The sequence below is a fragment of the Nitrospira sp. M1 genome (assembly GCF_965152605.1).
The window spans coordinates 1,965,534-1,981,727 of record NZ_OZ224217.1 but is presented as its reverse complement, the minus strand read 5'-3'; the positions used below and the strand labels follow the sequence as shown (position 1 = coordinate 1,981,727).

The 16,194-nt window shown below is 47.9% G+C and carries 14 protein-coding genes and 1 tRNA gene; 11 read left to right on the top strand and 4 right to left on the bottom strand.

The features are described from left to right. Positions 1 to 34: 34 nt before the first annotated feature. The gene (locus ACWHX8_RS09010; protein ID WP_447971619.1) at positions 35 to 622 is read right to left on the bottom strand and encodes a hypothetical protein; all 588 of its coding nucleotides are present in this window, start codon (positions 620 to 622) and stop codon (positions 35 to 37) included. A 501-nt stretch (positions 623 to 1,123) separates the two neighbouring features. Here ACWHX8_RS09010 and ACWHX8_RS09005 point away from each other — a divergent pair. Beyond that, positions 1,124 to 1,882: a transglycosylase SLT domain-containing protein gene (locus tag ACWHX8_RS09005; protein ID WP_447971618.1), complete on the top strand. Its 759-nt coding sequence runs from the start codon at positions 1,124 to 1,126 to the stop codon at positions 1,880 to 1,882. A gap of 31 nt (positions 1,883 to 1,913) precedes the next feature. Here ACWHX8_RS09005 and ACWHX8_RS09000 read toward each other — a convergent pair whose 3' ends face one another. Both ACWHX8_RS09000 and ACWHX8_RS08995 read right to left on the bottom strand, forming a co-directional pair. Then, positions 1,914 to 2,888 (bottom strand): hypothetical protein, encoded by a 975-nt coding sequence (locus ACWHX8_RS09000; protein WP_447971617.1) that lies wholly within the window; start codon positions 2,886 to 2,888, stop codon positions 1,914 to 1,916. Positions 2,889 to 3,052: 164 nt separating this feature from the next. Further along, a complete protein-coding gene (locus tag ACWHX8_RS08995; protein WP_447971616.1) occupies positions 3,053 to 3,721 on the bottom strand; it encodes an SOS response-associated peptidase in 669 nt (222 codons plus the stop codon). 432 nt (positions 3,722 to 4,153) lie between these two features. On the opposite strand from ACWHX8_RS08995, the gene ACWHX8_RS08990 reads away from it, so the two are divergent. Further along, positions 4,154 to 4,738: a tetratricopeptide repeat protein gene (locus ACWHX8_RS08990; RefSeq protein WP_447971615.1), complete on the top strand. Its 585-nt coding sequence runs from the start codon at positions 4,154 to 4,156 to the stop codon at positions 4,736 to 4,738. Between the two features lie 886 nt (positions 4,739 to 5,624). Here the strand turns inward: ACWHX8_RS08990 and ACWHX8_RS08985 are convergent. Next, positions 5,625 to 5,700 (bottom strand) — tRNA-Phe (locus ACWHX8_RS08985). Between the two features lie 257 nt (positions 5,701 to 5,957). Between ACWHX8_RS08985 and ACWHX8_RS08980 the strand changes: the two genes are divergently transcribed. From ACWHX8_RS08980 to ACWHX8_RS08940, 9 genes are all read left to right on the top strand, one after another. After that, positions 5,958 to 7,304, top strand: a complete 1,347-nt coding sequence (locus ACWHX8_RS08980; protein WP_447971614.1) for a glutamate-5-semialdehyde dehydrogenase — start codon at positions 5,958 to 5,960, stop codon at positions 7,302 to 7,304. A gap of 120 nt (positions 7,305 to 7,424) precedes the next feature. After that, positions 7,425 to 9,200 (top strand): hypothetical protein, encoded by a 1,776-nt coding sequence (locus tag ACWHX8_RS08975; RefSeq protein ID WP_447971613.1) that lies wholly within the window; start codon positions 7,425 to 7,427, stop codon positions 9,198 to 9,200. 252 nt (positions 9,201 to 9,452) lie between these two features. Next, positions 9,453 to 10,001 (top strand): bifunctional pyr operon transcriptional regulator/uracil phosphoribosyltransferase PyrR, encoded by a 549-nt coding sequence (pyrR, locus tag ACWHX8_RS08970; RefSeq protein WP_447971612.1) that lies wholly within the window; start codon positions 9,453 to 9,455, stop codon positions 9,999 to 10,001. Positions 10,002 to 10,018: 17 nt separating this feature from the next. Beyond that, a complete protein-coding gene (locus ACWHX8_RS08965) occupies positions 10,019 to 10,945 on the top strand; it encodes an aspartate carbamoyltransferase catalytic subunit (protein ID WP_447971611.1) in 927 nt (308 codons plus the stop codon). Between the two features lie 90 nt (positions 10,946 to 11,035). After that, positions 11,036 to 12,322 carry a dihydroorotase gene (locus ACWHX8_RS08960; protein ID WP_447971610.1) on the top strand — a complete coding sequence of 429 codons (1,287 nt, stop codon included), beginning with the start codon at positions 11,036 to 11,038 and terminating at the stop codon, positions 12,320 to 12,322. Beyond that, entirely contained in the window at positions 12,323 to 12,877 is a 555-nt protein-coding gene (locus ACWHX8_RS08955) for a DUF4149 domain-containing protein (protein WP_447971609.1), read from the top strand. A gap of 30 nt (positions 12,878 to 12,907) precedes the next feature. Beyond that, positions 12,908 to 14,098 carry a glutamine-hydrolyzing carbamoyl-phosphate synthase small subunit gene (gene carA / locus ACWHX8_RS08950; protein WP_447971608.1) on the top strand — a complete coding sequence of 397 codons (1,191 nt, stop codon included), beginning with the start codon at positions 12,908 to 12,910 and terminating at the stop codon, positions 14,096 to 14,098. A 148-nt stretch (positions 14,099 to 14,246) separates the two neighbouring features. Then, entirely contained in the window at positions 14,247 to 15,221 is a 975-nt protein-coding gene (gene sppA / locus ACWHX8_RS08945) for a signal peptide peptidase SppA (protein ID WP_447971607.1), read from the top strand. Between the two features lie 102 nt (positions 15,222 to 15,323). Next, positions 15,324 to 16,193, top strand: coding sequence for a M48 family metallopeptidase (locus tag ACWHX8_RS08940; protein WP_447971606.1), 870 nt, complete (start codon positions 15,324 to 15,326; stop codon positions 16,191 to 16,193). Position 16,194: the final 1 nt, after the last annotated feature.

Below are 16,194 nucleotides of genomic sequence, written 5' to 3'. Positions count from 1 at the left end.
AGAATGATTCTGCGCCACATTGACGGGCTACGAACTAAGGATGAAGATTTCGGGATGAAGGGAGGAGCGCGACAAGCTCGAAAAGTATGTCGGTGGCTTTTTTCATTCCATGGCTCGTCAGGCGATAGTACCCCCCCTTACCTCGCCCTCGCTTTACGACAAACCGCTCGCAAATATAGGACTTCAGGACACGATCAAACCGTAAAATTTTCTGCGACGAACGGGCTAAGGCCTGATTGAGTACCGTTGCAGAAACCTCATGTATTTGTCGAAGTTCCTGGTAGCCCAACAGTAACATGAGAATAATATTCGCCGGAGTTTCATCGCGATGAGGAGGAATCCGGTAAACAAGAGCAGATGAACGAGAATCATCCTCAAACACGTCCAGAAGGAGCGTACGGGTTCCAGACTGATCCTGCGAGATGACGTGTCCCGACAGAGTCGTATTCAATACAGAAGGTTCCTCACGATGATTCAGCTTAGCAACCAGATCAAGAAATTTCTGAAACTGTTGTGCCACGGTATCGCCAGACCCAGATGCGACAAATTCATGCCCTTTTACTTTCACTCGTATTTTCAGGGTAGCCCTTGAGGCACTTGAAGATTTCTTGAAATTATCCAAACTTGCTCCTAAACGTGACGTTAAAAAATTATAATGTCATGTTTGTGCAGTATAGGAAAAATCTCAAGCAAACTGAAAGTCTCAGGATTACGAGAGAAATTTATAAGACGTTGATAATGGGAATGGAGAATACATCGAGGAGAAATATATGAGAAAGTTCTTCAGAAGTTTTTGAGAGATTGCTATAGCCGTTTCAACATACTTCCGTCTGTACGACGTGTGTTTTTGCGCTGCGTACATGATGTACATTCGATTGGAAGTTATTTGGGTTCGCTATAGCTGTTGCACGAACTCTCTTCATGTAATTTTTTATTCACTACTTGATACCTGGCAGCGGTTTCCTCTCATTATTCGGATTACTCATCAGTTGAGTGAAAGAGGCGTATTGCGTAGGCCGTCATTCTATGGGACCATGATAGAGTGGAAACAGGCATGATAAATTGGGTAGGATAGTAGAAGCTCACGTCTATCTGGGATCAAACTCGAAGGGGTGGCTGATCAGTGAATTACGAACGCCATGCCGTTATGGTTGCCGTCAACCAACTGGTGAAGGTCGCGTGCTCCATCGCGCTCATCACAATTGGAATCCTCCTCCTTTGGCAAACGCCTTCCTGGGAACAGCAAGCCGCCCTTAAAGAAGAAGTTCCCACACGACTCAAGACCAGTTTGTCAAAATTTGAAGAGCGGAAATTCTTGCGACATGTCAACACACGACTGCCACAATATCGAGAAGAGTTTTATCTGGCCGGGAAGAAATACGGAGTACCCTGGGTACTACTCGCTGCACAAGCGTATCAAGAATCGCACTGGAATCGTAATGCCGTAAGCCCAACGGGAGTCCGCGGGATTATGATGTTGACGCTCGACACGGCCTCTGACCTCGGAATCACCAATAGATTAGATCCTCGAAAAAGTATTAGTGGGGGAGCCCGGTATCTTGCACGGCTCTACGCCAACTTACCAAATGAAATCCAGGATCCAGACCGCATGTACTTTGCCCTTGCGGCCTACAATGTCGGAATGGGTCATGTTAAAGATGCGCAATTACTCGCACACCGACTCAAAAAGGATAAAACTCGATGGGACGAACTCCAAACAGTCCTTCCACTCTTGGCCAAAAAGAAATACTACAAAACCTTACCGAATCGCTATGCTCGTGGGTGGGAGCCAGTCCATTACGTCAAGCGTATTCGCGCCTACCATGAAATTCTCCAGTACCTTGAAAAACAGCAGTCTTCTTTCCCGACAGAAGAGCTCTAACGCCCTCTTACATCACACGTAAGGCATTCAATTATTTATGATCCGTAATCCCGATGGGCTCATCAGGGCTAGCCTTGTCAACCGATATTGCTCGATCATTTGGAAGAACAATTGCGCGAATTTTATCACCAAATTGAACTGACTCACTGAGTTTCGTTGCATCTGTGACCTCTATCCGAATTTCACCTCGCTCCCCTCTGACGACAATAAAATCTCCATCGAGCATTAACACTTCTGCCACAATTTCCCGGTTTCCTGGAAGTTCCGGACTCACGTTCTCCGGCGCAGAGGCCTCAGGTTGCATGGTGGCAGCTGGAGCCTCTTGGGCCGGCGAAGGCTGAGGAGCCGTACGAGGTGTTTGTGCTTGAAACCCGAGCGGGTCATCTGGTTTCGCACGTTTCACATAGATCGCTTTATCGTTGGGGAGAATTTTGGCTTTAATACGATCACCAAATTTAAACGTTTCGGTTGCCTTGGTGTCCGGAGTGACTTCAATGCGTACCTCACCATATTCACTTCTCACGATATAAAAGTCACCGTCAACCATGAGAATATCTGCAACAATAATTCTGTTTGTGGGTTCAATGTGAACCGGGGCCTCATCAGATTGAGCTGGAACCGGTTGATTCGCGGACTCAGAAGCGCCTGAAGGCGTTACCGGTTTATCTGATTCCGAAGATGACGTGGGAGCCTCAGCCGTAATCCCTAGCGGTTCATTCTTCCCAGCACGAACAATAGAAATGGCTGAGTCATCTGGTCGAATAAGGGCCTTGATACGATCACCAAACTCAAAGGTTTCCGACATTTTCGTATCTGGCTTCACTACGATGCGAATTTCTCCCAACGGCCCACGAACGATAAGAAACTCACCTTCAGTCAGCAATACCTCAGCGACAACGGTCCGAACAGCTGGAGGAGGAAACTCAGGCCCTTGAGCAAATGATAAGGACGATGAACTCGCCATGAAAGCAATGACAAAAAAGAGGTACCCAAGACGTTTCTTCATGAGCGTACTCCGTTATGAATGAAATAAATGGAGAACAGTGAGCATGGACTCACGTAATACACCTCACTCAAGCACATATGTTACCTAGCTCAGTAATTGAGGTAAATATGTAGGCCAAACCCTACGAATGCTTGCCTGCTGTAAGGCATATTTTGTACGGCGAATTATCCAGCAGGGGCGATACAGGCCGGAACGTCGTTCCGTGGATTGTTGACGAGAGGACTCACTGGGTACGCCTCCATCTCTTCAGAATCCATTGGTTGGAGTAACGGATGCAACAATGCAGGATTCTGAATCGTTGAATCAAGCCATACATGACAATCATGTGTGTTGAGAATCACCGGCATGCGTCGATACAAAGGCTGCATGAGGACATTGGGAGTCGTCGTGATAATTGTGCAGGATTGAATTGGCGACTCTATCTTCGCCCACCGCTCCCAGAGTCCAGCAAAGACAAACGGGCGATGGTCTTTAAAGCGAATGTAGTACGGTTGCTTGGCTGTGCCTTCTTGTTTCCATTCATAAAAGCCATCCGCCAAGACCAAGCAGCGTCGGGATTGGAAGCTCTTTCTGAAAGACGGTTTCTCTGCAACCGTTTCGCCGCGCGCATTAATCAGTTTTTGCCCAAGGCTTGGATCTTCAGCCCAGAAAGGAATCAATCCCCATTTCAGCATGACGCATTCTCGCTGATCATTTTCAGGGTCATGTCGGACACAGGCGACCATTTGGCCTGGCGCAATATTGTAACGAGGTGTGAGGGGAGGCTTGCGGAGAACGCGAAGCAGTTTCAGCAGGTTATCAAATTTCCCTGTTTGCGTATATCGTCCGCACATAAGAATTAGCCCTTGCCTAAAACGACAATGGCTCTGAGAATTCCCGTGTGCCCACGAGCAGCAGGAATAACATATGGGTGAATTCCCTGAGAAAATGGTCGTTTAATAAGACGAGACACTAGGAAATAGATCAAGGCCGTGTTGTTAAAGTTCGCAAGGGGATGGATTTCATGAAAGTTTGGTGCCGAGGGACAGAATCGGAAGCGTCTAAAGCCTATCCTTACAATTTCAAGCAGTTGGCTATCACTCATTAAAGATATCGTAGCAAATACCGGAGTGAAATTTGTCGTAAAGCTATTAATTAAAAGTCAACTTGCAGAAAGATTCAATGTGAATCTTTTGATTGTCAATTATTGTACACCTACTCCATAAACTATTTTACTCTTTCTTAAAAAAAACCGAGAATATGGACTTAAGTAGGAAAGAAAAAACATGAAGAGATTCGCATTTCTTATAACAATATGGATAGGTCTATTTGCTGTTCCAACTCATTGTTGGGCGGATATTGAAGCGGGTAATAGGGCTTATTATCGAGGCGATTATAAAACAGCGTTAGAAGAATTTCGACCACTAGCAGAAGCAGGCAATATGGCTGCCCAATCTATTTTAGGTGGTATGTATTATAAAGGAGAAGGAATTCCTAAGGATTTAGTTCAGGCGAAGCAATGGTTTCACTTGGCTGCAAATCAAGGCAATGCGTATGCCCAAGAGTATTTAAGTCGCATCTATTACTTTGGTGAAGGAGTGCCTAAAGACTTAGTTCAGGCCGTGAAATGGCTTCGCTTGGCAGCGGATCAAGGCGATCATCAAGCCCAACACAATTTGGGTGTCGCATACTTCAATGGAGAAATATTGCCCCGAGATTATGTGCTTGCATACATGTGGTTAAATCTGGCTGCTTCTCATGGTTCGAAGCCAACAATAGCTAAACGAAACATGCTAGAGAAAAAAATGTCTCCTGCACAAATCGCCGAGGGGCAACGGCTTTCGAGGGAGTGGAAGCCTAAGGTTCATTAACAATATTTTCATCCAACTGACACTCGCTTCCTACCTTCTTGTAGTATTTCGTAGTTTTCCTCTCTTCCGCCTGAGATGTTGGAAAATTTTGCCACAAAAATCTTAGCAGCTATTTTGATATAAGCTGCTTGAAGATCTCCCCCAGTGGGGTGTTATTGTTTATTTCCAGTGAACTGAATTGAATTTATGAGACGTTCTGTTGCGGCAAGGCATTGGCCCGCCTCAGGACCTGATAGGCGGTTGGGGCATACCGCATTCTGCGGATAGAAACTGCGCGCTTGACCAAGAACGAAATGCTGAAAGCTGAGTCCCTAGCCACTCGATCAATCTTTGAAGTGACGATATGTGCGTGCGCCTTTTTCTCAATCCTTAGCGCATAAGCCAGTCGAGGGCGGCGCTCTAAATTGTCATCACTTTTTTCTGCTCCCCCACTCTTCAACACCTATTTCAGGATGATAGTGGTCTTCCATTGAGAAAAACGAATAATGTCTGCCGATTGAGTCTCAATACTAAGGTCAGACTTTCCTTCTTCATTTGTCGAAGCTCGAACGTAGGCGATGGCACTTCGTGATTCGGTAGGACTGTTCATGGTGCTGCCTGATATGAGATTGGCAATCCTGTTATAAACACGATACGAACGTTTCAATTTCACAGCCATGCCTCGAAGAAGAAACTCTTCTTTGCTTCCTTAAAAGATTTAGTACAGAGGATTTTAAGGATCTCCGTGCGTCGCACCAAAGACTGAATATCATTCGGAAATATCCAGAAGTAGGAGGAGGTTTTGCGAAAAATCGTAGACTAAACAGGCAGAAAATTATAGAAACAAGCAGAATTTCGAACTGTCAGCTGAGAGATTTACAGAAAAATCAAATGGATAGGGAGAAAGTGGTGCCGAGGGACAGAATCGAACTGTCGACACCAGCCTTTTCAGGGCTGTGCTCTGCCAACTGAGCTACCTCGGCACGAGGAATGACGAATTGCGAGGAGATAAAATGAGGAGATCAGGCTCACTCTCAAAAGTTGATCCGTAATATGCAGGATTGTGTGGGCAAAATCAAGCATAGAAGTATAACGGTCCGAAAAGGATCTTCGATAAACATTATGATTCCTATTGCTATATCAAGGTCATGGTGCTTGACGGTACTTTACAGAGCGGGGTATTCTCAATCCCTGTTTAATCCCACTATAAACATTCAAGCGATACAGACCAGCAAAGGCCATGGCACCAATGAAAACTGAGGAAGATCTTGAAGTTCCTGATGAGCAGTCTGAAGATCAGGATATAGAAGCCGTAGAGGAAGAAGAGGAAGTTAGTAACGAAGAGTATCTCCAGACTCTTCTCGAAACTGCGCGTTCGGCAGCGCGGCCACTGAGCGTCTTGACGGCTGCCGCAAAGAATAACGCGTTGGAGGCTATGGCAGATGGTCTGGAAGAAGCCACAGAGGCCATTATTGAAGCCAATGAAAGAGACTTGGAAAACTTTGGAGAAGATCCCTCTCGTGCGGCAATGGCTGACCGCCTGAAACTGACTCCGGAACGTATTGCCGGGATGGCCAAACAAATACGCGAGATTGTCTCCCTGCGCGACCCCGTGGGTGAATCGTTAGGCTTCAAGAAACGCCCAAATGGTATGCGAGTGGGACGCGTACGCGTTCCGATTGGCGTCATTGGGATCATTTATGAATCCCGCCCCAATGTCACGGCAGATGCAGCCGCCTTGTGCTTGAAGTCGGGAAATGTGTGCATACTTCGTGGAGGCTCTGAAGCGATCCATTCGAATACGGCAATTGCCACGGTATTAGTAGAGGCGGCACATAATGCCGGGATTCCCGATGGGGCGATTAGTTTTATCGACCGACCAGACCGGGAACTTGTGCTCGACCTGCTCAAGAGCGATCGGTACGTTGACTTAATCATTCCCCGTGGCGGGGCGTCATTGATGGAAACCGTGACGACGAATTCCACGATTCCTGTCGTGAAACATGATCAAGGGGTCTGTCACATGTATGTCGACGTCAATGCCGACCTAGCTCAAGCTCAAAAAATCTGTGTGAATGCCAAAGTGCAACGACCGTCAACATGCAATGCACTTGAAGGTTTGTTGGTCCACGAAAAAATCGCCAAGACCTTCCTTGTGACTCTTGCGAAAGAGTTGACTGAAGCAGGCGTTGAAATTCGTGGTTGCCCAAAAACCTGCGAAGTTCTGCCAAATGTCAAACCCGCTCAAGACGATGATTTTGGCAAAGAGTTTTTGTCGCTTGTCCTCGCAGTACGGGTTGTCAAAGATATGGATCAGGCCATGGACCACATTGAGACCTATGGCTCACGACATACTGAGTCCATTTTGACCAATGATTACAATCGAGCCCTTCGATTTTTGCGTCAAGTCGATGCGAGTGCAGTCATGGTCAATGCATCAACCCGGCTGAATGATGGGTATGAGTTTGGACTTGGGGCAGAAATGGGAATTAGTACGACCCGCCTACATGCGCGCGGGCCAATGGGCTTGGAAGATTTAACCTGTTCCAAATATGTCGTCTACGGCTCTGGACAAATTCGGGAGTAAACTCGTCGTTCATCGTGAGTATCTCGTCGCTCGTGAAAAAGGCCTAGATCTTCTCTTGCATTAGGTTGTGTCCTCCCGTGTTGCCCCTCAATTACTCATCATCCCCAAGATCTTAACCAAATGGAACTTGATACGTTGACGGCCTCTGTTCTCGGACGGCCGAATATTTTTCTGCTTCCTGGAAATCGCCCATATGTGCAAGACTTTGTTGCCATTGGAGGAAGCGTGCGAAGGCAACCAAGTGGACATCTAGTTTTTTATGGGACAACGGGTCGGCGAATTCTGTTGACTGATCCGGAAGGCCATCCACTGCATGAATGTGAATGGACACACGATGCTCAAGGACACGACCGGCTTGTCTCTGCTCGCCTGCAATTAGATTGGGGACAATGGATTGGCATTAAACCTGGCCAGCTACAGTACGATACGCATCTCAACTTGTCATCGCGACCGGGATGGGAAGCCATTACCAAAGATGATTTACGCAACATGGCTGCGCGCGCAATGAATATGTCATTGGAGCATATACGGTTTTTTTATCGTGACGAAGATATCACCATCGATGCATCGGGGCAGGCCACGATTTCTCAGCGAAAAGATGCCTTTTACATCTTACAGGATGGCCGATTTGAGCAGACACAATTCATGTCTTGCATGACGGCCATGCATTGGGAACAAATTGATTATCTGCCCGTCGTCGAGCTATTCCTTTCTCTTTTACCGGGAACGGGAAGTGCGACATTTGAATTCATCCGCGGACTCTATGATGATCAAAATCCTCATCATCCCTTGCCGCTACAATATCGTGGAATTCCACCCTATCCATCAGAAGGCGCGTTTCGGCTCTTCAGTCAGTTCTTCACCCCTTCGGCTTCAGGAGGAATCGATCCATTACGCCTGTTTTTAGATCCATCACACGCGGGGGAGGTCATCTGGACTCCTTCAGACCATCCACCCCTCCGTTATGTCGATTCCGTACATAAGCTCGGGGTCACGGTATCGCAAGGAAAAGTCGTCAAAGCCACACATTCGACTGATGCTACGGGTCTTTCATATTTCAGTCCGAAGCCAAGAGGCCTTCCACCTTGCGGACGAAGCGTAACGACTTCAGGAGGAAACCTTATTCTTCAAGATGAAACTCAGCATCGTACCATTCCAGTCAACGATACATGGGAAATTGCTGATTCTTCCCAGCCTCCAGACTATCCAGCGGCTGTTCCGTCCTGGCGTTCGTTATTTCCAGGTGGCGCACCGCAGGTCACGGCTTCGGAAGCCTATTCAGCAGTACTTCTGTATCCAGAGGACGACCAGAGCATTGGCGAACAGGAAAGCCAACCATTTCTCTTTGACTACGTCGATGATTTGAGTGAAGACAATCCGCAGCTACAAATGTCGATCCAATCGGCTCATCATATTCTTATTGACGGATGTGAGGCGGCTCTGAGTGCTTGCATTCAAGTAGATGCGGGGAAAACCTCTACGGTACTATACCGATGGGACGCGCTGGCGCAAAAGCAGGCACAGACATTGTGGAATCAATGCGCGCGTACGCAACGCTGGGATGCGCTTTCCACCATTCAGTTCGTCCCACAGCAACATGCTGAAGTAACAACTGATTCATCATACGATCTGATCTATCATTGGATTCCCTTTGACCAATTTACACAGCCAACACTTCTGGAACACACCTGTATTTCTTACATGAATCGACTTACGTCCGGAGGAACATTCATTGTCTCCGGATTGCCGTTTTTCGAAACCTACGCTCGAAAACTTCAGGTCTCGCTGATTTATGCTGAGTATATTCACCAACTTCCCACCTTTCGACTCCATCAGGCCATTCTGCCAAAAGCTACACTTTATCAAGACCTTATGGTCTTTATTTTCCAAAAATAAACAAACAGAAGAATACCGTCCGATAACAGGGAGCAGCACCAACAAGGCTCCAAATACCTTTACCTCAATGTCACCTTGACAGGTCACGCTCTGGCGAATAGGATAGAGCAACCTTTAACACTCATCCAGTGAGGTGAGTAAGGAGAGATAAGACCTGTGGGCTACCTGCCCTTCTAGCTGACAGAAACCTTCTCATGGTTGCCGTGAGGGGGTTTTTTTTTGTGTCCCTGAGCCAAAGTGACTGATACACCTATGCCCACGTCATCTCAGCATGAACGCACTCTGATGGATCAGCAAGAAATGGGCCGAGCATTAACCCGGATCAGTCACGAGATCTTAGAACGTAACAAAGGTGCGCAGGGACTGGCCCTCGTCGGTATTCGCACAGGTGGCGTGTACTTGGCGCAACGAATAGTGAATCGAATTCATGAAATTGAACAGAGTGATGTGCCGTTAGGGGAGTTGGACATTACGTTGTATCGCGATGATCTCTCAACACGACGTGATCAGCCTGAAGTCAAGCGAACGTTAATTCCATTTAACATTGTGGACATGAAAATCGTGCTCGTCGACGATGTGTTGTTTACGGGACGAACCATCCGTGCAGCCATGGACGCGTTGATCGATTTGGGCCGTCCTGCGGAGATTCAACTGGCAGTCTTGGTGGACCGAGGACATCGTCAATTACCCATTCGTGCAACCTATGTCGGAAAAAGCGTCCCCACATCTGAAGATGAACAAGTGCAAGTATTTTTTCATGAAGTAGGACAAGAAGATCGAGTGGCCATCGTGTCAGTGTAGACTAGGGCTCCTCCACTATGGGTATGAAACACAAAGATCTCCTGAGTGTGTCGTCTCTCACGCCTGATGAAATTCATCTCATATTAGAGACGTCGGAATCCTTTAAAGAGGTCAGTGGACGCCAGATTAAAAAAGTCCCGGCCTTGCGCGGAAAAACTGTCGTCAATCTCTTTTTTGAGCCAAGTACGCGCACACGAACGTCGTTTGAACTGGCCGCCAAGCGCTTGAGTGCCGATGTGATTAATTTCTCCCCATCGACCAGTAGCATCGTCAAGGGCGAGACTTTACTCGACACCGCACGAAACATCGAATCCATGCAAGCCGATATTATCGTGCTGCGTCACTCCTCGCCAGGCGCGGCGGAAACACTCGCCAAGGGCGTACGATCGTCTGTGATCAATGCCGGAGATGGCTGGCATGAACATCCGACTCAGGCGCTCCTGGATCTTTTTACAATTAAGGAACGGAAGAAAAACATCCAAGGCTTAACCGTCACGATTGTCGGGGATATTGCCCATAGCCGAGTCGCCCGTTCGAATATTTACGCACTGACCAAACTCGGGGCTTCTGTACGAGTTGTAGCCCCCCCAACGATGATTCCGCTGGACCTCGACCGCCTAGGCGTCTCGATATTTTCAAGCCTTCATGAAGGGCTGGAAGGGGCTGATGTGATCATCATGCTCCGGCTTCAACTCGAACGCCTTGGTCGTGCGCTCCTGCCCAGTATTCGGGAATATGCACGATTGTATTGTCTGACCTCGACGCATATGAAACGTGCAAAACCGGATGTGATGGTGATGCATCCCGGGCCGCTGAATCGCGGTGTCGAAATCGCATCAGACATTGCCGACAGTCAGTCGGCAGTCATTCTGGATCAAGTGGCAAATGGGGTAGCGGTTCGGATGGGCCTCATGTATTTACTTTCAGGAACGGGACAAGACTAAAGTCATGAGTACGCGCACAATGAAAAACAATGGGTTGGGGTTAACGAACATTCTATTTTTCATGTTGTACATTATTCCATTGGTAACACTATGAATATACTAATTTGTGGGGGAACAGTCATTGATCCAGGTCGGCATCATGGCATCAGCGATGTCTTGATTCGAGATGGCAAAATTCAGGCAATCGGGACGAATCTCATTGACGCTGAACACGATACGTCAGACATGACCGTGATCAATGCGAACGGACTTGTGGTCGCACCCGGCTTTGTGGATCTCCATGCACACTTACGTGAACCGGGATTCGAATATAAAGAAACGATCGAGACTGGAACCGCGTCAGCCGTAGCCGGAGGATTTACTTCTGTCTGTTGTATGCCAAACACCCAACCGGTCAATGACAATCAAACGGTCACGGAGTTTATCTTAAGTAAGGCCAGGCAGGCTGGGAACGCGCATGTGTTTCCGATTGGGGCGATTACGAAAGGGTCGGAAGGTGCCGAACTGGCCGAGATCGGTGAACTTCATTCCGCGGGATGTGTCGCGATTTCCGATGACGGTCGCCCCGTGATGAATAGCCAAGTCATGCGACGCGCGTTGGAATATGCCAAGGGGTTTGATCTTCCCGTGGTCGATCATTGTGAATGCCTCCACCTCACTGATAGTGGATGCATGAATGAAGGTTTTGTGTCAACGGAGCTCGGGATGCCGGGTATTCCAAATGCCTCAGAAGATGTCATGGTTGCGCGCAATATTTCATTGGCTGAATTAACCGGGGCACGGCTCCATCTGGCGCATTTAAGCACTGCCGGGTCGGTGCAACTGACACGCCAAGCCAAAGCGAAGGGTCTTCCGGTAACGGCAGAAGTCTGCCCCCATCATTTTTCATTAACCGATGAGGCCACACGAGCCTTCAATGCCAACGCAAAAATGAATCCGCCTCTTCGCACAGCTTCGGATGTCGAAGCCCTGAAGGCAGGGCTTGCCGATGGTACGATTGACTGTATTGCCACGGATCATGCTCCTCATGCCGCTCAAGAAAAACAGTTGGAATTCGATAAAGCACCGTTTGGAATTTTAGGATTCGAAACGGCGCTACCCTTAACGATGGCCTTAGTGAATGAGGGGGTGTTGACGCTTGAGCAAGCTATCGAAAAATTAACTAGCGCCCCGGCCAAAGTCTTTGGCTTGAAAAAAGGCACCTTGGAAGTTGGAAGCGATGCCGATGTTGTGCTTATCGATCCTTCGCATGCGTGGGTCGTCGATCCTACGAAATTTCATTCAAAAAGTCAGAATACGCCATTTACAGGTTGGAATGTGAACGGGAAGGTGGTCAAGACAATTGTGAGTGGAACAGTTGTCTATGAAGCAACATAAATGTCTGAGCGCGGAAAGTTTCGTTGGCAATTTGTCGGGTATATCTGTGAAGTATTTGGACTGATGGTTTGGGTCGGTGGTCTGTTAATGATTATCGCCGTCGTCATTCCTGCTGTCTTTAATTCCTTTAGCATGGAACAAGGCGGACGGTTTTTGCGTCGAGTCTTCGATGGCTATAGTCTCTTGACTCTTGGTATTCTGATCTTTTTGATCGTCATGGTTGGATGTCGATATTGGACGAACACGAGTGCGTCGAACATGCTGTTCCCCATCACTCGAATCGAAATCATTCTATTAGTCGGCATGGCGATCACAACAAGTGTGATAATGGGCGTGATAGGTCCCAAAACCATTGCCCTTCAGGAACAAGCCTTTGAAGCCGTGAGTGAACTGGATAAGAAGGCGGCCTACGATCAGTTTTTTCGCATGCATATGATTTCTCGCGCACTCTATCTTGTTAATGTGGCGTTGGCGACCGGCTTATTGGTCTCAAAAATTCGACGCGTCCTCGTCTCATGGCACGATGCACGAGAGCAAGTACGGGATGTTTCATAATTCAACACTTAGAATGAACGACGTTTTACTATGAAGAAAGCACTTTTAGCACTGGCTGACGGGACGATATTTGAAGGAACGGCACTTGGCTATGCCGGTGAAACATCCGGAGAAGTGGTCTTTAATACAGCCATGACGGGATATCAGGAAGTCTTAACCGACCCTTCCTATACAGGGCAGATTGTGGTCATGACGTGTTCGCAAATTGGCAACTATGGAATATCCGAAGAAGACTGCGAATCGACACGCTCGTGGGCTGAAGGATTTATTGTTCGTGAAGCCTCACATACGGCCAGTAATTGGCGTTCGAAAGAATCCTTTCCGAATTACTTAGTTCGACAAAAAATCGTTGGCATTGAAGGAATTGATACCCGTGCATTAACCCGACATTTACGTGATCAGGGTTCACAACCAGGCGTGATTTCCCACATCACTATGAATCCAGAAACCCTCATTGAGAAGGCTCGTCACACGCCATCAATTGTCGGGCAAGATCTTGTTTCGAAGGTCACCTGTGAAGAGACCTATTCGTGGAAAGAAGGCACCGGAGCTTGGCCTACCGAGACGGCATCTGATCAAGCACCATCATCTACTCCCGAACAGTCGGCCTTGTATAAAGTCGTCGTATTCGACTTCGGTGTGAAACTCAACATTCTCCGAAGACTCGTTGACGTCGGGGGCGAGGTCCATGTCGTTCCAGCCTCGACCTCTGCAGACGCGGTGAAAGCCATAACGCCTGACGGCATTCTCCTTTCCAATGGTCCGGGCGATCCCGATGCTGTTCCCTTCGCCGTAGAAACTGTTCGTGCATTGATTGGCTGGCGTCCGATTTTTGGTATTTGCCTTGGCCACCAAATTCTTGGATTGGCCTTAGGCCTGGAGTCACATAAATTAAAATTTGGACATCATGGCGCCAATCATCCAGTACTCGACTTACGATCCCAGAAGGTCGAAATCACCTCACAGAATCACAATTTTGCAGTCGGATTACCGGGATCTCATGATTCCGAGGGACATGGCCCAGAGGTGTTTCAATCAAAATGGGGACAGATTCAGATTACCCATAGAAGTTTAAATGATGGCTGTTGCGAAGGCATGCTTGGCTTAGATGTGCCCATCATGTCGACGCAGTATCATCCTGAAGCCTCACCTGGGCCACATGATTCAGCCTATCTCTTTCGTCAGTTTTTAGAGAAACTCATGCAGCAACAGAAGACATGACTGTTCAAAAGACAGAAGCCATCTAACATGTATGGCAAAGCATCAGGAGGCACACGCTTCTTGCAAAGCACAAGAGTTTGCAGTGATAAGACTTAGACAACGGTATGACCGCAATCAAATTCCACGATACATGAGTTAAAGGAACAATATGAGTAAATTCGTCGCCATCCTGTGTATGTGTCTCAGTTTGACCGGCTGCATTAGTCAGCCATCAATCTTTCCATCTATCGGACCATTGCAGGAATCCAGAGTTGCTGGGGAAGGCGAACAGAAAATCGTCATGATTAATATCGAGGGGATGCTGACATCAGCAAAACCCTCAGGCTTTGTTGATCAATTATTCGATCGTCCAAGCCTTCCAGCACGGGTGAAAGAAGAACTGACAAAGGCCGGTGAAGATGAACAGGTAAAGGCGATTATCCTCCGTATTAACAGCCCAGGCGGCACAGTCACGGCTTCAGATATTCTCTATCATGAAATTCGTCAATTTAAGAAAACCCATAGTATTCCCGTGATCGCATCGATTGTCGATCTTGGAACATCCGGAGGATACTACCTCGCGGCGGCAGCGGATCACATTGCCGTTCACCCTTCGACAATAACCGGAAGTATTGGGGTGATTATGGTGACGATCAATGCAGAAGGACTCCTCGAGACAATCGGCGTGAAACCGCATGCCATCACCTCCGGCCCCAAAAAATCGATGGGGGCTCCGTTTCGTTCGATGACGGATGAAGAACAAGCCATTTTCCAAGGAGTCATTGATTCCATGTATGAGCAGTTTCTTACCGTCGTAAAAGCCGGACGGCCAGATCTTAATGACATGGAGGTTCGACGTTTGGCTGATGGCAGAATTTACACAGCGATACAGGCCAAGGAAGCCGGACTCATCGACAGTATTGGCTATTTGGAAGATGCGATTGACTTGGCCAAAACCCAGGCCGGACTCGATGAAGCTCAGGTCGTGACCTATCATCGTGCTGGAGGCTATAAGCACAATATTTATTCAAGCATGATGATCGGGAGTGGAGAGAGGCAGAAGTTCCCTGAGCTGAAAGCTTCATCTCTTCTGACATTGCTCAACAGCAGTACCCCGCAATTTATGTATATGTGGATGCCGTAAGACCAGGAAGTTTCAGGTTTCAAATGCAACGTCTCAAGGAAACAGTCACAACCTTCAATGTGAAACGTTCAACCTTTGACGCATCTGATGCATGAGCGTGGCATGAATAGAAAACTCTTCATATGTGTTGGAGCCATTGTTGGTATTCTCACCATGCTTGTTCTTGAAAGTTGTCAAAAGGCTCCTGGAACTGCCAGAGACCAGTTCATTTACATTTCCGAAGAAAAAGAAATTTCTCTGGGCTTATCGGCCTTCCGAGAAGTGTTGGCCAATGCTCCATTAAGCACAGATCCTAAGATCACGTTAATGGTCAATCGTGTTGGACGCCGCATTGCGGCGGCGGCAAACAAACCGTCGTATCACTGGGAGTTTGCTGTGATTCAGGATGACGAACAAATCAATGCGTTTGCATTGCCAGGCGGGAAGGTTGCCATCTTCACCGGACTGCTTCCCTACACCAAGACAGAGGCCGGACTGGCGACCGTCATGGCTCATGAAGTCGCGCATGCCTTACAGCGTCACGGGGCGGAACGGTATAGTAGCGGCATTCTCGAGCAAATTGCACAAATCGGCACACTCGCGGGGGCTGCCGTGGGGGGCGTCGATCCAGGCCTCGCCATTGGCGCCATGAGTGCCTACGGAGTGGGGGTTGCATTGCCGAACTCGCGTAAGCAAGAATCAGAAGCGGATTATATCGGCCTACAGTTGATGGCCAAAGCTGGCTATAATCCACGTGAAGCCGTGCCATTTTGGGAACGCATGAGCGGGTGTCCGCGTAAAATGATCGGGCGCTTTTGTTTTCGATCAAATGCCGCGGTCCCAGAATTCCTCTCGACCCATCCATCGGATGTGACGCGAATTAACCAGATCGAAGCCTGGCTACCCAAGGCACTCGAATTTTATCACCCTGACGCTCAATTAGACGATTCGGCGGATTCTCAATCCGAGAATCGTCAAGACTCACGACTCTAAC

Coding starts and splice junctions, on each gene's coding strand:
- carA (WP_447971608.1), top strand. CDS start 12,908: ATGAAGAAAGCACTTTTAGCACTGGCTGACGGGACGATATTTGAAGGA.
- ACWHX8_RS08965 (WP_447971611.1), top strand. CDS start 10,019: ATGGGTATGAAACACAAAGATCTCCTGAGTGTGTCGTCTCTCACGCCT.
- ACWHX8_RS08995 (WP_447971616.1), bottom strand. CDS start 3,721: ATGTGCGGACGATATACGCAAACAGGGAAATTTGATAACCTGCTGAAA.
- ACWHX8_RS08960 (WP_447971610.1), top strand. CDS start 11,036: ATGAATATACTAATTTGTGGGGGAACAGTCATTGATCCAGGTCGGCAT.
- sppA (WP_447971607.1), top strand. CDS start 14,247: ATGAGTAAATTCGTCGCCATCCTGTGTATGTGTCTCAGTTTGACCGGC.
- ACWHX8_RS09000 (WP_447971617.1), bottom strand. CDS start 2,888: ATGAAGAAACGTCTTGGGTACCTCTTTTTTGTCATTGCTTTCATGGCG.
- ACWHX8_RS08940 (WP_447971606.1), top strand. CDS start 15,324: ATGAATAGAAAACTCTTCATATGTGTTGGAGCCATTGTTGGTATTCTC.
- ACWHX8_RS08980 (WP_447971614.1), top strand. CDS start 5,958: ATGGCACCAATGAAAACTGAGGAAGATCTTGAAGTTCCTGATGAGCAG.
- ACWHX8_RS08975 (WP_447971613.1), top strand. CDS start 7,425: ATGGAACTTGATACGTTGACGGCCTCTGTTCTCGGACGGCCGAATATT.
- ACWHX8_RS08990 (WP_447971615.1), top strand. CDS start 4,154: ATGAAGAGATTCGCATTTCTTATAACAATATGGATAGGTCTATTTGCT.
- pyrR (WP_447971612.1), top strand. CDS start 9,453: ATGCCCACGTCATCTCAGCATGAACGCACTCTGATGGATCAGCAAGAA.
- ACWHX8_RS08955 (WP_447971609.1), top strand. CDS start 12,323: ATGTCTGAGCGCGGAAAGTTTCGTTGGCAATTTGTCGGGTATATCTGT.